This is a genomic window from Chryseobacterium piscicola (assembly GCF_900156685.1).
In the GTDB taxonomy this organism is placed as follows: Bacteria; Bacteroidota; Bacteroidia; order Flavobacteriales; family Weeksellaceae; genus Chryseobacterium; species Chryseobacterium piscicola.
Genome location: NZ_FTOJ01000009.1, coordinates 94,806 through 112,050, shown reverse-complemented (window position 1 = coordinate 112,050; position 17,245 = coordinate 94,806). Strand labels below are relative to the sequence as shown.

Here is a 17,245-nt window from a genome sequence, read left to right as displayed (position 1 = left end):
TAAAAAATTTAATAATGTGTTATTTAATTAAATAAAAAAATAAAAAAGATGAAAAATTTTTACTCTTGAGTTTTAGAAGACTCCTGGATTAATAAGTTAATTTCTTCTAATTCTGTTTCCGTAAAATCTCTCCATTTACCTACAGGAATATCTAGTGAAACATTCATGATTCGGATTCTTTTCAGCTTTTTCACTTCATAGCCAAGATATTCGCACATTCTTCTAATCTGCCTATTTAAGCCTTGTGTAAGGACAATCCTGAAATGCATATCGTCAATTTTTTCAACCTCGCATTTTTTTGTAATGGTATCTAGTATGGGTACACCATTTCTCATTTTATCTAAAAATCTTGTGGATATAGGCTTGTCAACCCTCACGATATATTCTTTTTCGTGATTATTTTTTGAGCGGAGAATTTTGTTGACGATATCTCCATCATTGGTAAGAAAGATTAAACCCTCGCTCGCCTTATCAAGTCTCCCAATCGGGAAAATTCTTTTAGGATAATTTATAAAATCTATAATATTGTTTTGCTCACGTTTAGAATCTGTAGTACATACAATTCCTCGAGGTTTATTGAATGCAATGTATATTGGTTTGCCTTCAGATTCGCGAATGGTTCTTCCGTCTACTTCTATATAATCTTCGTCTGAAACTTTGGTTCCAAGTTCCGGAATTTTACCATTAATTTTTATTCTACCTTCCTCCAAAAGTTTATCTGCTGCTCTTCGTGAGCAATATCCAACTTCAGAAAGATATTTATTGATGCGTGTCTTTTCCATTAGTCTATTCCTTCTATTGTATAATTTTTATTACTGAAAATGGTAATTCCGTAGCTTATTCCTACAAAAATAGTACTTGAATTACCTAATCTGAAACCTTCTAAAACCAAGCCTCCTTCTTGGCTCAATCTTTTTGAATAAGAGACTTGAACTCCAGACTTTAAACTCCAAAATATTGAATTTGAAATAACTGAGTTATTAATTTGTGCACCGTAAGTAAGATCTACAAAAAAAGCTTCATCTCCTGGGTTAAAAATAAATTTGGGTTGAATGAGCCAATATACCATGTGAAAATTGGGGTCTATATAACTGTATTTCAATCCGGTTCCGATGGCAAAGTTAGGAAGAAAATGATAACCTCCGACAGCAGAAATCCCGTAAGTGAAATCGTTTGGAAGATAGGGCCCAATATTCTGTTGATAATATTGCGAATCTTTATTTTGATTATCCTTTATTTTGTTTCCTAAGTTGTACCCTATATTTAAAGATGGATTTATATAAAAGCTCATTTTCTCTTTTTTCGAATCTACAGCTTGTGAGAAAACCATCAAGGAAAGTAATAGAAATAGGCAAGCCAGTAAATTTTTAGTCATAATTTTCAAATCTGTAATCATTGTTTAAAAACTCTGCGCTTGCATCTTCAATTTTGTAATCGCCAATTTTCGTTCTTTTTAATTGTGTGAGATACGCACCCACACCAAGCTCCTGCCCAATGTCGTGTGCTAAACTTCGGATATAAGTTCCCTTTGAGCAACCTACAGTAAAGTTTATAAATGGAAAACTGATGGCAATATCTTGAATGTAATGAATAGTGGTTTTCCTGGATTTCATCTCTACCTGCTCTCCTGCTCTTGCGAGATTGTAAGCTCTTTCCCCATCTATTTTTATAGCTGAAAAGACGGGTGGTTTTTGGTTTATTTCTCCCAAGAATTTTTCTAAAACATTTTTCACATTTTCTTCTGTGACATTTGAAAAATCCTGGTGAAGAATCTCTGGTTTTTCGGTGTCGTAAGATTCTGTTTGTACTCCTATTTTAATTTCTGCCCAGTATTCTTTTGCGGCATCCTGAATTTCCGGAATTTTTTTGGTAAACTTCCCTGTGCAGACAATCAAAAGACCTGTTGCTCTAGGATCTAAAGTTCCGGCATGCCCGATTTTAAATTTTTTTGGGAGATCAAATTCGCGTTTTAGCTTGTATTTTAATTTATTAACCGCCTGAAAAGAAGTCCAATCCAAAGGTTTATCAAGTAAAAATACGTGTCCTGATTGTAGTTGTTCGGCAGTCATTGAGTTGGAGGGTTTTAGAGTTGAAAAGTTGATTAATTAATCAGTTTTTAGTTTTTTATTTTGATTGATTACTGTTTATGCATTAGATTTCAACAGAGAATCTCTTGCAGCCCGGCTTGAGTGGAGCTCTTTTTGCTGAAACGAAGTGGAAGCAAAAAAGCGGGAACGGAAGACGGATACAGCTGCCCAAATCATAATAATTGATAAGTAATTGGCTATGAATAATTGTAAATTTTATTTGAAAAACTTGAAATAAATCAACAGACCAAGTCCTACAAAAATACGATACCAACCCCAAGGTTTGAAGCCGTACTTATTCAAGATACCGATGAATGCTTTAATAGCAATAAGTGCTGTGATAAATGCTACGATATTCCCTACAATGAAGATTGTGATGTGCTCTTGTGATTCTAAGATCATTTGGTATCCTTTTGCGGCATTTGGAGTTCCTTTACCCCATGTTTTTACAAAAACGGAATAAACAGTGACTGCCAACATTGTGGGAACAGCTAAAAAGAATGAAAATTCTGCTGCTGCTTTTCGAGACAAACCTTGAGCCATCCCTCCAATGATAGAAGCTGCACTTCTGCTGGTTCCGGGCATCATGGCAAGACATTGCCAAAAGCCAATGGTTATGGCTTTTTTGATGGAAATATTTTTTTCGTCATGAATAACGGGGCTATGGAACCACTTGTCTGCGAATAACAAAACAACACCTCCTAAAACTAAAACTGAAGAAATGGCAATTTGATTTCCTAAAATTGCTTCAATTTTGTCATCAAAAATATATCCTAAAGCCAATGCAGGAATTACAGCGAATGCTAATTTATAATAAAACTGTAGATTCTTGAAATCAAAAAATTTCTTCCAGTAGGCTACCACCACAGAAAGAATGGCTCCAAATTGTATAGAAACCTGAAACATTTTTAGAAATTCGGTTTCTTTTAGACCCATTAAATTGGCGGCAAAACCCATATGTGCAGTGGAAGATATTGGAAGATATTCTGTAAGACCTTCGATGATGGCAATGATGATTGCTTTAAGTAAATCCATATTTTATGAGTGATGAAGAATGGGTAATAAGTACTAATAAATATTCAGTCTTTGATTTTCTAACTTTTTAATGAAAAAGTCAATTGCTATGCAACCGACTTTTTTGAGTCAATTTATTTGACACATTTATTTTATATCTGTATTTTTATTTTTTTCTCTTAAGTATTGCATAAACTTCTATTGCAAAACCAATTACAATAAACAGAGGGGCAATTCTTATTCTTCGGATTGAAAACACATCGTCGTTCCATACATTAGGATTAAGTTTACCATCTACCGTGTTGGCATCGGGCCCCATCATCAAAAGAAATCCTACAAGTATAAATGCCAAACCTATAAGCATCCACTTATAATTTTGCGCACCGAAATAGAATGTATTTTCTTCAGGTGCTTTATTTTCTCTACCGAAATCGGATGCAGAAAAATTTGTTGTTTTTTTGCTCATTATTTATGAATAATATAAGTCGTCTACGTTTGTTCTTAAGAATCTCCAAGTGGCTATAATGGTACTTAAAACGGTAATAAAAATACCGATACCCAATACAACAAGTACTAATGAAAAATAATGGCTTGTATCTTGTACAAATGCAGAACCAATGGTGTCTGTAAAGTAATACCAAACGCCAAATAAGGCCAGTAAACCTAATGCAGAACCTATTAAACCTAATACTAAAGCTTCTAGCACAAATGGTTTTAGGATGAATCTTCTTTTAGCACCCACCAACTGCATTGTTTTGATAATAAATCTTTTAGAGAATATTTTTAATCTAATAGAGTTGTTAATTAAAACTACAGCAAGAATTAAAAAGAGAAGAGAAAAACCTGAAATCCATTTTAAAATTCTACTGAGATTGTTGTAAACATTCACCATCAAAGCACTGTCATTCCTCACATCTACAATTCCTGGAACAGTTTTTATGACTTTTAGCGCTTCCTCAATTTTTAAAGGATCTACATATTCTGGTTTCAAAGAAATCTCTACCGATGACGGGAAGATTTTTTCTTCAAAAAGTGCATCACTATCTATACCCATGCTTACTTTTGCTTCTTCTGCTGCTTTTTCTCGGGAGATATACACCGCTTTTTTCACAGGCAAAAGAACTTGAATTTTCTTAAATGCCTCCTCTTCAAGTTTTGCAATTTTTACAGAATCTTTCGGATCATAGTTTTGGTCGTAATAAGCATTAACCACCAATTGCTCTTTGATATAGTCTGAATATTTCTGAGCATTGATAAGGATAAGCCCCATCAATCCCATTAAAAATAATACCAAGGCAATGCTTATTACAACGGTAATATTACTCGACCTCAGCCTCTTTTTATTAAATTCATCTGCAGATTTTGCCATTAACAATAAAATTTTTGGCTAAATTAGAAAAAATCTTCCGAAATTTGACCCGAAAAATATATTTTCACTGTTAACAAAATCATAAATACTTTGAGTGTAAGAGCAAAAAAGCATCTCGGTCAACATTTCTTGACCGATGAGAATATCGCCAAAAATATAGTAGAAGGACTGAGTTTCGAAAACTATAGCAACATCATGGAGGTGGGTCCTGGAATGGGCGTACTAACGAAATATCTTCTGGACAAAGAGCAAAAAATCTACCTTGCAGAAATTGATCAAGAATCTATTGATTATCTAAAGAAAAATTATAATAAAACGAATGAAGAAACCTTTGTAGGAGATTTCCTGAAGCAGGATTTTGCATTTTTAAATAATGAAGAAATTGCTATTATCGGTAATTTTCCTTACAATATTTCTTCACAGATTTTATTTAAAATTATTGATCATTACACGCAGATTCCTGAGATGGTAGGCATGTTTCAAAAGGAAGTTGCAGAACGCACTGCTGCGGTTCCTCGTACCAAAGAGTATGGGATTTTGTCTGTTTTGATACAAGCATATTATGATGTTGAATACCTTTTTACGGTTCATGAAAATGTGTTTAATCCGCCTCCCAAGGTAAAATCTGGAGTCATTAAACTTACAAAAAACCCAAAAAAAGGTCTTGCAGGAAATGAAATTCTTTTCAAAAAAATTGTAAAAGCAGGATTTAATCAAAGAAGAAAAAAGCTGTCGAATTCTCTTAAAGTTCTTGAGATTCCCGAAGTATTAAAAACTCATGAATTTTTAGATAAAAGAGCTGAAGAATTGAGCGTTTCAGATTTTATAGAATTCACAAAACTGTGGAAAGACAGCCAACAATAAATTTAAATGTTAATATAATAATAATAATAATGCCTTCAGATATTCTGAAGGCATTGTTATTAAAATAAATTTTATTTACTCTCTGTTTTTCAGCATGATCCAACCAGCTGTATTCATTTGAGTTTTAGACTTATTGTATTCAAAATTAAATTTATACCAATATGTTCCTGTTGGCAATCTCTTTCCTCCCACTGTACCGTTCCAGATAGGATTTTCTTTTGAGAATCTGAACATCTCAGCTCCATATCTATCGTAAATAGAACCTTTAAAGTTTTTGAAATTCCCCAAATTAGATAAATCAATTACATCATTTACTCCATCTTGGTTTGGTGTGATAATATTATTGATATGTAATGTAAAGAAGTCTACTGTTCCTACACAAGTTGTTCCTTTTGTTCTTACATACAATGTGTAATTTGTATTATCAAGAAGATTGGGGAATACATTAGAATCTTGCCATGCAATTCCATCAATAGAATATTCTGCAGTTTTCGGAATATTGTTGATATTCGGAATAGTTGCAATTGCTGTGATTGCATTGTTTTCGTAGTTCAATTGTGTAAAATATGGTGTAGCTGCTGCCATTACTTTTATTACAAAGTTTTTTGTACAGACTCCATTATTGATGGTAACAGTGTAAATTCCTAATTGAGTAACAGTAATTTTTCTTGTCGTTGCTCCGGTGTTCCATAAATAAGTATATCCATTTCCTGCTCCTGCATCTAGCTCCATTGAATCACCTATACACATTTCTACATCAAGAAGTGGCGATGTAGGCAGAGGCACTACCTCTACTGTAACTTTTGCTGGTATTAAAGATGGACAGCCTAACGGGCCTACCCCGTACACTTCAAATGTCGTGGTTTGATATATCGTTGCCGTCTGCGTACTACCATGACCTGGGAAATTAACCCAATTGTAGGTTGTACCTCCCGTTGCAGTAAGGGTTACTGTTTCGCCTGCGCATACTCTTATTCTGTTAGAGCTTACTTGCGCTACAGGTCTAGCTTCTTTAGCTAACGTGAGCTCTACCACCTTTCTGCAATATTGTTCACCATAAACAACGGCGTAAATAACTTGACCGTTGTTTCCATTATAATTTAAAGGATTTTGTATAAAGTTATTATTAAACGCTAATGCATCTGCTTGATTTACATACCATCTAAAGTTTGCCCCTACTGTTGGACTAATTAGTGCCTTAGAATTATTTAAATCAAAAGTTGTAATATCTGGTGTTGTACAAAGCAACAATGTAGCATTTTGCGCCAATGGTGTAGAGCCACCGTGAATGGTAACTGTAGCTGTACCCGGGCATGGATTTCCTGGTAACGTAACTTCAATTGTATAGGTACCTGGATTAATTGCTGTAATAGATGTTGTAGTTGCTCCCGGAACTGGTACCCCATTGTAAAACCATTGGTAGGTCAAATTAGGGCTATTTACTGATGCTGTAATTACGGTAGGAGCCAAATCGCACACATTAATGTCTGAAGGAATAACTGCACCTCCTGGATCTTGAAGCTCAACTCCAATATTAAATGATCCCCCTTCTAGAAATACGGCGGAATCAAAACTACTATCATTTGCATCTGCAATTACCATTTTGAAATGATAAGGGATACCAGCTGTAACAGTAGCTGTAGCTTCTAGGGGTATGGTTCTTCCATTAAAATTAGTTTCAATATTCGCTGTGTTGTAACCTCCGAAAAAAGTAGGATTTACCGCACCACAAGAGCCTCCAATAGCCGGGTGAATGTTGGTAACACTTACTGGCCCTGCGCCGCCTGGCAATACTGCCATATTTTGGTAAGGCGCTGTACTACCAACAGGTCTTAGTAATAATGCAAAAGAATCTGAATAATTACAAGGGAAAGATCCTGTATATTCTTCGGAAGCCATTAAATAATTAAATTTGATTTGACTTGTAGTAGGAACAAAATCAAATTCTAAAATAACTGCATCATTTAGTGACCCTGTAGGATTGGTAGCAGCTACAAGATCTGGATCACTACCAGACCCTAGAGCATCCCCTACAGTTCCTGTATTAGCAGTATTACCTGCATTTCTTGCATATCCGGTCATTAATATAATTCCATCTTTAAAAGGAAAATTGGTAGTACCCTTATGGAAATACCCCCAAGATCTGTTTTGATTTGAGGCTGGTAAATTCGGACTTACCGTTACATTAGAAATATTAGGTGTAAAACATGAGCCAGCACCTGATGAGATCAACACATCTCTTATCAATTGTAAAGGTGTATAAGCGGTCTCTTGATATCCCGCTGCATTTACATCAATAAATGCACCTGCTTTTTTTGAGGTTTCAGATAAATTCTCTTTCTGCAGCTTTCTGGGGGGGAGTTTTTGTGCAGTAAGATTCGCAGTCATGAAACCAAAAAATAATAATAGTAGATATTGCTTCATATAATTTTCATTTCAACAAATTTAATTTTTTTTTACATAAAACACATCAAAATTTAACTATTTTATAAAAAAAAATAACCTTTCAGTTAAAAGGTTATTAATTATTTAGTTTCTATTCTTTAAAAGTATCCATCCGTTTCTAAGCTCTAGTTTCTTACTCGCAGGATTTTGCCATTGTACTTTGTACCAATATGTTCCTGTAGGAATATTCATTCCTCTTAATGTTCCGTCCCAAGTGAGTTCAGATTTTGAAGCCTTAAAAATTTCTGCACCATATCTATCAAATATTGATGCTGCAAAATTATTATATCCTGCAATGCCTACAAAACTCACCCCTTCATTCACACCATCGCGATTTGGGGTAATTGCATTAATCACTACAAATGTGTAAAACTCAATAAAATTACTACAGTATGCATCCTTATTTCTAATTCTAATATTATAATTTGTATTGTCTAAAGCATTAAAGAATACATTAGACGTCTGCCAAGTAACACCGTTATCTATAGAATACTCTAAAACAGCATTTGTAGGGTTTGTAGCTGTAATTGTAAGCGTATGGTTTGCATAAGTAATATTGGTAAATTGTGGTAAAGCTGGATTTAACAATTGTGCAGTAAATACTTTTGAACAAGTTCCGTTACTTATAGTTACAGAATAAGTTCCAGGAACATTTGTAGATATCGTCTGAGTTGTAGCACCATTACTCCACAAATAAGTGTAATTAGGACCAGCTCCTGCATCCAGAATTCCATTATCACCTGCGCATACCAAAACATCTTTCAATGTAGAAACGATGGCTGGAACAACTTCAATTGTAATTGTAGCAGGAATATTTGTAGTACAACCATTTCCACCTAAAGCAATAACCTGATAAGTGGTAGTGGTAGTAGGGCTCACTATTTGTGTATTCCCATTACCTGGTAAATTTACCCAATTGTAAGTCACCCCTCCACTAGCAGTTAATGTAACAGACTCTCCTGCACATATTTTAGTTTTGGATGCATTTAAAACAGGTGTAGGAGGTGCTACAACAATTGTGATGGTTGCAGGCTGAGTAGATAAACATCCATTTGCCCCAATGGCAGTAACTGTATAGGTTGTGGTAACTGTGGGAGAAACTGTTTGTGTATTTCCTGTACCTGTAAGCCCAACCCAAGTGTACGTTACACCACCAGAAGCTGTAAGAGTGACTGATTCGCCAGGGCAAATTTGTGCGGCAGTAGCAGTAACTAAGGTATTTGGGGCCGTTGTATTTTGTATAACAGTAACAGAAGATGTAAATGTGCAAGTAAGATTTCCAGGTTGTGTTGTATTTGAAACTGTTAGCGTATAGGTACCAGCAGCATTTACAATTGGATTAAGTGTATTTCCGCCTGAAACAATGTTGCCTCCTCCAGTTGCAGACCATACTACAGTAGAACCGGGAGGTACAGTTGAAGCTGATGCATTTAATGTAACTTGAGGCGTAGAACAAGTGATAGTTGCGGGAGTCGCAATATTGAGAGCAGTAACAGCTGTAGTATTTAATTGTAGAGTTACAACATACGAACATGCTCCATTTTTTACTAAAACATAAATCGTTTGATTCCCTGGACTTGTGAATGTGTTGGGCGTTGTAATTGTATTATTATTCCCTAGGTTGGCATCTGATTGAAGCAAATAATATGCAAATGTTGCTGTTGATACAGTTGTGATTTGTGATTGAGCTTGCGTTAAATCATAAACAATTCCATTTGCAGAATAACATTTTAGTAATGTAGCATTCTGAACAGCTATTGGCTGAGATACTTGTATAGTTATTGTTGCAGGGGTTGTTGACGGACATCCATTCGCACCAATTGCAGTTACAGAATAAGTTGTAGTAGTGGTGGGGCTTACTGTCTGTATATTTCCTGCTCCCGGAAGTGCATTCCACGAATAAGTAACGCCACCTCCAGCAGTAAGAATAACAGATTCCCCAGAACAGATTTGAATTTTTGATGCCGTTAAAGTTGTTGCTGGTGGTGCACTGTCACCAGTAACTGTCACGCTAGAAACAGCTGTACAAGTAAGATTTCCTGGTTGATAGATATTTGATATTGTTAGATTATAAGTTCCTGGGCTATTGACAACCGGTGTTAATGTATTTCCTCCAGATACGATATTTCCTCCAGTAGTAGTCCAAGCAAATGTAGAACCTGTAGGGTATACAGAAGCAGAACCATTAAGTGTAATTTGGGAATTGGCACATGTCAAGACTGAAGGTTGAGCAATTGTAGCTGTAATTTGCGAAGCCTTTAAGAGTTGAAGTTGGGCTACTTTTGAACAAAATCCATTTTTAACCAAAACATAAATAGTCTGATTACCTGCACTTGAAAAATTTGTAGGTGATGCTATTGTATTTGCATTTCCTGCATTAGCATCAGATTGAAGTAAATAATATGAATAAGTAACACCTGGGGTAGTACTTATAGAAGATTGTGCATTTGTGAGATTAAAAATCGCATTACCATTGGTATAACAAGCTGTAAGTGTAGCATCTTGCGTAGTTGGCGTGGTACTACCTACAACTGTAATAGTTGCTGTCCCTGGACAAGAACTTCCAGGAAAAGTAACCACAACTTTATAAATACCGGGTTGTACAGCAGTATAGGAAGCATTGGTTGCACCAGAAATTACTACATCGTTCAAAAACCATTGGTAAGTAGCGTTTCCGCTTTGCACAGATGCTGTAAAAGTTTGCGGTGCATTATCACAAACATTGATTGATGTAGGCAATTGCACACCATTGGAGCCTAAAATTTGTACACCAATATCAAAAGATCCAGCTTCCAAAAATACTGCAGAATCATAAGCAGAATCTTGATAATCTGCCAAGACCATTTTAAAATGATAAGCTTGGCCGGGAACTACAGTTGCGGTTGCCGTCAATGGAACCGTTCTTCCGCTATAATTAGTTTCTATGTTTGTTGTATTTTGACCACCAAAATATTGTGCATTTTTAGGTCCACAACCATAGCTTGCAGGGATAATATTAGTAACACTTACAGGGCCTGCACCTCCGGGCAAAACAGCAAGATTTGTATAAGGACCTCCACTTACAGGTCTTAGCAACAATGCAAAACCGTCTGTTATTGTACAAGGGAAATTTCCTTCGTATTCTTCTGAAGCAAAAAGATACCTAAATGAGACTTGGCTTGCAGTAGGAACAAAATCAAATTCAATAAAAGAAGCATCTTTTAGTACGCCAGCTGGTAAATTTAAAGCTGCTGCAAGATCTGCATCTCCCTGAGCTGGAACGGAGTTACTGAGTTGCCCTGCTTGGAAATTATTTCCTGCCCTATTCGCATAGCCAGTCGTTAAAACAATACCATTACTAAACGGAAAATTGGTAGTACCTTTATTAAAATATCCCCAACTTCTAGTTGCATCACTTGCTGCTAAATTTGGTGACACTACAACGTTACTTACATTAGGCGTAGTACATGTAGTATTTCCGGCAATTAATACATTAGTAACCAACTGAGATATACTAAATGCCGACTGTGGATAATTTGCAGTATTCACATCAATAAAAGCTCCTGCTTTCATTGTTTGGGATGAAGGCTGTTTCAAAACCGTCTTTGTTCTGCTTTGTGAAAGCAAAACATTTGAGGAAAGTATAATAAATAGAGCCAAAAATAAATTTCTTGTACTTCTAATAATCATTTTTATATTATTTTAAACAAAAATAGTATTTTTTTTCATGCAATTTAACGAATATCATCATAAGTTTAATTTCACAAAATATTGAAAATTAAACTTTTACTTTTATAAAACAAAAAAGTCGACTATAGAGCCGACTTTAATCTTATTTAAATTAAATTTTATTCAAAGTTTTTCAACAAAATCCATCCTGTTTTTACGGTAGTCTGCTTACTTGCAGGATCTTCAAAAGTGATTTGATACCAATATGATGATGTAGATAATTTTTTTCCTTGGAAGTAACCATCCCAGAAAGGTCTTATCTTCTCGTATTTATACACAACTTTACCATATCGGTCAGATACTTGTGCTGTAAAGTTTTTGTTATCGTCTACACCTCTGAAATCAATTTTATCATTTACATTATCTCCGTTTGGTGTAATTACATTTTGCATATTGAATGTATAATACTGTAAATCACCTATACAACTTGTCTTTTTTACTCTTACACGAATATAAACAAGTTTATTTTTTGGTACATTGGTAAAGATATTTGAGTTTTGCCACGTCAAACCATTATCCAAAGAATATTCTAATGCACCGTTGCTTGGATTATTTACAGAAACTGTAATATTATTATTAGAATAGTCAATATTTGTAATGGTTGGTGGAACAGCCACTTTTACCTCAGTTGTAAAAATTTTACTACAAACACCATTGCTGATGGTTACAGAATAATTACCGCCCGATGCTACAGAAATAGTTTGCGTTGTTGCGCCAGTACTCCATAGGTAAGAGTAATTAGGTCCTGCACCTGCGTTCAAAGTGATAGTATCACCATTACAAATCAACCCTCCTGTAAGGTTTGATGTAATTGCTGGCACTACTTCGATTGTAATAGTAGCAGGTTGCAATGATTTACATCCCTGAGTGCCAATTGCATATACTGTATACGTTGTTGTAGCATTAGGACTTACCGTTCTCACGGCTCCTGTTATAGAAGAATCTCCCCATTGGTAAGTAACTCCACCAGCTGCAGTAAGAATAACAGATTCTCCGTTACAAATTCTTACCCTCGGTGCCGCAACTGTGGCTATTGGAGTTTCTTCTTTTCTAAGAGTAAGCGTTGCTACTTTTGAACAGAAAGCTCCGTTTGAAACATTTACATATAAAACCTGCCCGTCATTTCCATTGAAAGCAGTTGTAGTGGTGATATTATTGTTATTTCCCGCTACCGCATCAGCCTGAAGCAAATAAAATTTGAATACGGCCCCTGTTGTTGTACTGATAAGAGGTTTGGCTGTATCTAAGTTAAATGTAAAATTACTTGGAGTAGAACAAAGTTTTAAGGTTGCATTCTGTACCACCGGACTTACACCTCCCACAATAGTAATTGTTGCTTCTGCAGGGCAAGTTGCACCTGGCACTGTTACCTGAACTTTATAAACACCTGGAGAAGTCACAGTATAGTTCATTGTTGTAGCACCCGGAATCGCCACACCATCTTTAAACCATTGATAAATAGTTCCTGGAAGTGCTGCTGTAAGAGCTTTTAAAACTGTAGGTGCATTATCACAAACGTTTATAGACTCTGGTAAAGGATTCCCGCTAGAATCTACTATAGTCATCCCTATATCAAAAGATCCACCTTGAATAAATACTCCGGAATCATATCCAGAATCTGAAGCATCTGCCAAAACCATTTTAAAATGATAAGATACACCTGGTGTAACTGTTGCTGTTGCAGTTAAAGGAATTGTACGGCCATTAAAATTGGTTTCTATATTGGTAGCATTCATACCACCAAAATAAGTAGCATTGATTGGTCCACAGCTGAAACCATTTCCTGCAGGAACGATATTAGTAACACTTACCGGTCCTACTCCGCCAGGAAGCACAGCCAGATTGGTATAGGTGGAACCAGGGATATTTGGTTTTAGCAACAAGGCAAAACCATCAGAAAAATTTCCACAAGGGAAATTTGATGTATATTCTTCTGAAGCGAATAAATAATTAAATGTAATTTGAGAATTATTCGGCACGAAATCAAACTCTATAAAAACTGCATCATTAAGACCTGCTAATGGATTAATGGCTGCTACAAGATCAGGATCACTTCCTGTAGTTCCAGGTACCGAATCCCCCAAATTTCCTTCCAGAGCATTTCCTGCTTTTCTGGCTTTGCCTGTAACAAGTACTATACCGTCATTAAAAGGAAAACTTGTAGTTCCTTTATGAAAATAACCCCATGCTCTTTCTGTATCGGTCTGAAGTTGATTGGGTGATACTGTAACATTAGAAACATTGGGAGGCGCACAAGAAGAACCTCCGGAAATCAATACATTTTTAACTAAATTCTCAATGGTATAACCAGATGGTGTGTATGTAGGGACATTTACATCAATAAATGCGCCTGCTTTCATACTTTCTGTACTCTTCTTTTCAGGCAAAATTTGTCGTACGGTTTTCTGCGCATCAATCTGCGTAGAAAATAGAAATAAGAGTAAAAATAAAAGATAGTTTTTTGATCTATAATTTAACATTTTCAGATTGTTTGCCCAAAAATACCAAATTTTATCGATTTAAAACCTATTGAAAGCCAAATTATTAACAACAATAACACAAAAACACTTGTTTCTAATCAAATTTTAATATTGTTTTAATTTAAAAACTAAAAAACATCAATAAATAAGCTTTTTTGTAATGATTAATCTTTTTTCAGCTCATCAATTTTATTTTGAAGCTCTGCAATTTTATCTTTTAAAAATTTAATTTCGTTTTTATTAGAATTTACATTACTTTTAAGAATGGCATTTTTGGCGCGCTCGTTGTGATCATCTTCGTCTTCATCTTCATTAATCTCTTCTATGTCTTCTTGAATATCTTCTATATCTTCGCTAATTTCCTCTAAATCTTCACTTATTTCTTCAATATCTTCACTTATTTCCTCCAAATCTTCTTGGATATCTTCTATGTCTTCTTGGATATCTTCAATTTTTTCATGACTTTTATTCACCGACATTTGGATGAGAATAGAAAGATAAATCGCTTCCAAAGACAAAACAGTCGTTAAAACAAGCAACATTTTATCTACATCTACAATCCCAAAAACAGGCAATAAAAATGATGTAATAAAAAGCAAAGTATGGATAATAAGTGACGGTATAGAGCCAATCCAAGATGTAATTCCGTCTGCCAACTTTTCCAGCAACTCTATATTTTCGTGTGATGTTTTCATTATTTTTTGTTTTATAATAACTCTTTCGTTACACCCAAACCAAACAGGGCAAAATCGTATTTTGCAGGATCTTTATCATCAAATTTTCTGATGATTAAATCTAGCTCTTCAACTGTTTTCCAGTCGTTCTGCGTCCTAGAAATCAAACCGAATTTTCTTGAAATATTTCCGGTATGAACATCAAGAGGAATTGATAAAAATTTCTGATCAATATTTTCCCAGATTCCAAAATCTACCCCACGGTTATCTTTTCTGGTCATCCATCTCAAAAACATAATGATCCGTTTTGATGATGAATTTTTATAGGGTGAACTCACATGTTTGTGCGTTCTGTGTTTTTCTACCCCCAAAAAACCCTGTCTGAATCTCTCGATAGAATGTTGAAAATTGCTTTCACTTTTCTGGATTAAAAACAGATTTTCAAGACTTTCATTTTGTTTATAAATTTTGTTGAATTGTTTAATAAAATAAGCAAAATCTTCTCCGTTAAAAGTTCTATGAATGCTTTTATCTTTTATGTAATCTAAATCTTTTTCAGTATAATTCATCACAAAATCATAAGGAGAATTGCCCATGATGTAGAGCATTTTTTCCGCAGATTTAATGATTGCCTTTCTATTTCCCCATGAAATGGTTGCTGCCAAAAAACCTGCAATCTCTATATCTTGTTTTAATGAAAAACGATGTGGAATCTGAATAGGATCATCATTAATGAACTCCAGATTATTATACATATCCGCTTTTTCGTCGAGAAAATCTTTTAATTCTGAAAAATTCAACTTCATTGCTAAGATATCTGTTTATCTATCATTTATTAATTGAAACATTACAATTATTTAAAGTTTAAAAATTAATTAAAACAAGCTTAAAGTTTTAATATGCACATCTCATAGTATAGGTTTACATAAACTTTCAAAAACATTGAAAACTAATTTTTAATGTTTAAATTTTCACACACTCCAATGCTTTCGGAAGATATGTGTTTGGAAAAACAGCCCTTGCCTCATCCGTAAACACAGTAAGATCTCCATATCGGTTTGAGAAGTGTCCTAAAATTAATTTTTCAACCTCGGCTTTTTTAGCGATTGTTGCCGCCTCCAACGCAGTTGTATGACCGGTATAATCTGCCATTTCTTTTAAATCATGTAAAAAAGTAGATTCGTGATATAAAACCGTAACATTCTTAATAATTGGGATAATAGATTCCAAATATCTTGTGTCACTACAAAATGCGTAAGTGATAGAAGCTACAGGATCTATAGTCAAAATTTCATTTTTAAGAATATATCCGTCACTCAAAACATAATCTTTTCCTGCTTTTAAATTGTGATAATCGCAGGTTTCAATTTCCGGATATTTTGAAATTTCTTCTATATTAATGTGCCTTTCTTTTGGTTTTTCTTTAAATAAATATCCATTACAATAAATCCTATGATCAAGCGGAATGGTGTACACTTCTACCCTGTTATCTTCATAGATTTTTTCTGAATAATTTTTATCCAACTCATGATAAATCACTTCAAACCCACGGTGTGTTTCGGTAATCGAAAAAATGGTGTCCAGCATTTTTTTAATCCCTTTCGGCCCATATACATGCAGCGGAATATCTCTTCCCAAAAGGCGAAAAGAAGCTATCAAACCGGGCAAACCAAAACAATGATCGCCGTGAAGATGGGAAATAAAAATATGATTGATTTTTGAAAATTTCGCCTTTGCTTTTCTCAGCTGTACTTGCGTTCCTTCACCACAATCAATAAGAAAACAGCGTTCTTCCATTTCCAGAAGTTGCGCTGTGGGAGAAGTATTAACAGTTGGTATTGCCGAATTAAAGCCTAATATCGTTAAATAAGTACTCAAATCTATAGTTTATTAAAGCAAATGTACAATAAAAGGTTGAGGTTGAAAATGAGGTTGAGCTTAAGTTTTAAAATCAATTTAAAATAAGAAAAAAGTTCTTTAAAAACGTAAAGTTTTTGCAACCTGAATTTTACCCCTATCCTAGTCTTTCAAGAAATCTAGAAACAAATCTAAAGCTTGTTTTCTGTGGCTGATTTTGTTTTTATCAAAAGGATCCATTTCAGCAAATGTAATTTCATGCCCTTCTGGAACAAAAATAGGATCATAACCAAAACCTTTGTGACCTTTGTTTTCAGTCTGGAGATTTCCGTGAACTCTTCCGTCAAAATATTGAGCTCCATTTTCATCAAAGTAACATAAAACAGTGATGAAATAGGCTTTTCTATTTTCAATATTGCCCATTTCGTGTAAAACTTTTTCAATGTTTTTAGCAAAATCGTGATCTCCGGCATAACGGGCAGAAAAAATCCCAGGTCTTCCATCTAAAGCTTCTACAACCAAACCGCTATCGTCTCCCAAACTTGGAATCCCCGTTTTCTCAAAGCAATATTTTGCTTTAATTAAAGCATTTGCATTGAAAGAATTTCCATCTTCAACGATTTCGTCGTGCAAATCATAATCTGCAAGACTTTTTACTGTAAAATCATTTCCTAAAATCTGTTGGATTTCTTCTTTCTTATGAAGATTGTGGGTGGCTACTAATATTTCCATTAATTACTATAATTA

14 protein-coding genes are annotated in these 17,245 nt (G+C 34.7%); 1 reads left to right on the top strand and 13 read right to left on the bottom strand.

All coding sequences use genetic code 11. The features are described 5' to 3' along the window. Positions 1 to 59: 59 nt before the first annotated feature. The 6 genes from rluF to BW939_RS13190 form a co-directional block, all read right to left on the bottom strand. Positions 60 to 782, bottom strand: coding sequence for a 23S rRNA pseudouridine(2604) synthase RluF (rluF, locus tag BW939_RS13215; protein WP_076452491.1), 723 nt, complete (start codon positions 780 to 782; stop codon positions 60 to 62). After that, entirely contained in the window at positions 782 to 1,375 is a 594-nt protein-coding gene (locus BW939_RS13210) for a hypothetical protein (RefSeq protein WP_123891558.1), read from the bottom strand. The genes rluF and BW939_RS13210 overlap by 1 nt, the downstream gene beginning before the upstream one ends. Further along, a complete protein-coding gene (truB, locus tag BW939_RS13205) occupies positions 1,368 to 2,069 on the bottom strand; it encodes a tRNA pseudouridine(55) synthase TruB (RefSeq protein WP_076452489.1) in 702 nt (233 codons plus the stop codon). The genes BW939_RS13210 and truB overlap by 8 nt, the downstream gene beginning before the upstream one ends. A gap of 234 nt (positions 2,070 to 2,303) precedes the next feature. Next, the gene (locus tag BW939_RS13200; RefSeq protein WP_076452488.1) at positions 2,304 to 3,122 is read right to left on the bottom strand and encodes an undecaprenyl-diphosphate phosphatase; all 819 of its coding nucleotides are present in this window, start codon (positions 3,120 to 3,122) and stop codon (positions 2,304 to 2,306) included. Between the two features lie 145 nt (positions 3,123 to 3,267). Then, entirely contained in the window at positions 3,268 to 3,567 is a 300-nt protein-coding gene (locus BW939_RS13195; protein ID WP_076452487.1) for a DUF3098 domain-containing protein, read from the bottom strand. Positions 3,568 to 3,570: 3 nt separating this feature from the next. After that, the gene (locus BW939_RS13190) at positions 3,571 to 4,470 is read right to left on the bottom strand and encodes a cell division protein FtsX (RefSeq protein ID WP_076452486.1); all 900 of its coding nucleotides are present in this window, start codon (positions 4,468 to 4,470) and stop codon (positions 3,571 to 3,573) included. A 90-nt stretch (positions 4,471 to 4,560) separates the two neighbouring features. Between BW939_RS13190 and rsmA the strand changes: the two genes are divergently transcribed. Further along, positions 4,561 to 5,334 carry a 16S rRNA (adenine(1518)-N(6)/adenine(1519)-N(6))-dimethyltransferase RsmA gene (rsmA, locus tag BW939_RS13185; protein ID WP_076452485.1) on the top strand — a complete coding sequence of 258 codons (774 nt, stop codon included), beginning with the start codon at positions 4,561 to 4,563 and terminating at the stop codon, positions 5,332 to 5,334. Positions 5,335 to 5,409: 75 nt separating this feature from the next. Here rsmA and BW939_RS13180 read toward each other — a convergent pair whose 3' ends face one another. From BW939_RS13180 to rdgB, 7 genes are all read right to left on the bottom strand, one after another. Beyond that, positions 5,410 to 7,758: a choice-of-anchor L domain-containing protein gene (locus tag BW939_RS13180; RefSeq protein ID WP_076452484.1), complete on the bottom strand. Its 2,349-nt coding sequence runs from the start codon at positions 7,756 to 7,758 to the stop codon at positions 5,410 to 5,412. Positions 7,759 to 7,863: 105 nt separating this feature from the next. Next, positions 7,864 to 11,448, bottom strand: a complete 3,585-nt coding sequence (locus BW939_RS13175; protein ID WP_076452483.1) for a choice-of-anchor L domain-containing protein — start codon at positions 11,446 to 11,448, stop codon at positions 7,864 to 7,866. Positions 11,449 to 11,606: 158 nt separating this feature from the next. Continuing rightward, complete coding sequence (locus BW939_RS13170; RefSeq protein ID WP_076452482.1) at positions 11,607 to 13,967, bottom strand: choice-of-anchor L domain-containing protein; 2,361 nt, start codon at positions 13,965 to 13,967, stop codon at positions 11,607 to 11,609. A 164-nt stretch (positions 13,968 to 14,131) separates the two neighbouring features. Beyond that, on the bottom strand, positions 14,132 to 14,662 hold the full coding sequence (locus BW939_RS13165; protein WP_076452481.1) for a DUF1003 domain-containing protein: 531 nt from the start codon (positions 14,660 to 14,662) through the stop codon (positions 14,132 to 14,134). Positions 14,663 to 14,673: 11 nt separating this feature from the next. Continuing rightward, positions 14,674 to 15,441 (bottom strand): TIGR02757 family protein, encoded by a 768-nt coding sequence (locus BW939_RS13160; RefSeq protein WP_084566668.1) that lies wholly within the window; start codon positions 15,439 to 15,441, stop codon positions 14,674 to 14,676. A 163-nt stretch (positions 15,442 to 15,604) separates the two neighbouring features. Then, entirely contained in the window at positions 15,605 to 16,519 is a 915-nt protein-coding gene (locus BW939_RS13155) for a ribonuclease Z (protein WP_076452479.1), read from the bottom strand. Positions 16,520 to 16,660: 141 nt separating this feature from the next. Next, positions 16,661 to 17,230 (bottom strand): RdgB/HAM1 family non-canonical purine NTP pyrophosphatase, encoded by a 570-nt coding sequence (gene rdgB / locus BW939_RS13150; protein ID WP_076452478.1) that lies wholly within the window; start codon positions 17,228 to 17,230, stop codon positions 16,661 to 16,663. Between the last annotated feature and the right edge of the window lie 15 nt (positions 17,231 to 17,245).

What these genes read in the sequence shown, in the direction of transcription:
- rdgB (WP_076452478.1), bottom strand. Translation starts at nt 17,230, where the DNA reads ATGGAAATATTAGTAGCCACCCACAATCTTCATAAGAAAGAAGAAATC.
- BW939_RS13170 (WP_076452482.1), bottom strand. Translation starts at nt 13,967, where the DNA reads ATGTTAAATTATAGATCAAAAAACTATCTTTTATTTTTACTCTTATTT.
- BW939_RS13200 (WP_076452488.1), bottom strand. Translation starts at nt 3,122, where the DNA reads ATGGATTTACTTAAAGCAATCATCATTGCCATCATCGAAGGTCTTACA.
- BW939_RS13180 (WP_076452484.1), bottom strand. Translation starts at nt 7,758, where the DNA reads ATGAAGCAATATCTACTATTATTATTTTTTGGTTTCATGACTGCGAAT.
- BW939_RS13165 (WP_076452481.1), bottom strand. Translation starts at nt 14,662, where the DNA reads ATGAAAACATCACACGAAAATATAGAGTTGCTGGAAAAGTTGGCAGAC.
- truB (WP_076452489.1), bottom strand. Translation starts at nt 2,069, where the DNA reads ATGACTGCCGAACAACTACAATCAGGACACGTATTTTTACTTGATAAA.
- BW939_RS13190 (WP_076452486.1), bottom strand. Translation starts at nt 4,470, where the DNA reads ATGGCAAAATCTGCAGATGAATTTAATAAAAAGAGGCTGAGGTCGAGT.
- BW939_RS13210 (WP_123891558.1), bottom strand. Translation starts at nt 1,375, where the DNA reads ATGACTAAAAATTTACTGGCTTGCCTATTTCTATTACTTTCCTTGATG.
- BW939_RS13195 (WP_076452487.1), bottom strand. Translation starts at nt 3,567, where the DNA reads ATGAGCAAAAAAACAACAAATTTTTCTGCATCCGATTTCGGTAGAGAA.
- rluF (WP_076452491.1), bottom strand. Translation starts at nt 782, where the DNA reads ATGGAAAAGACACGCATCAATAAATATCTTTCTGAAGTTGGATATTGC.
- BW939_RS13175 (WP_076452483.1), bottom strand. Translation starts at nt 11,448, where the DNA reads ATGATTATTAGAAGTACAAGAAATTTATTTTTGGCTCTATTTATTATA.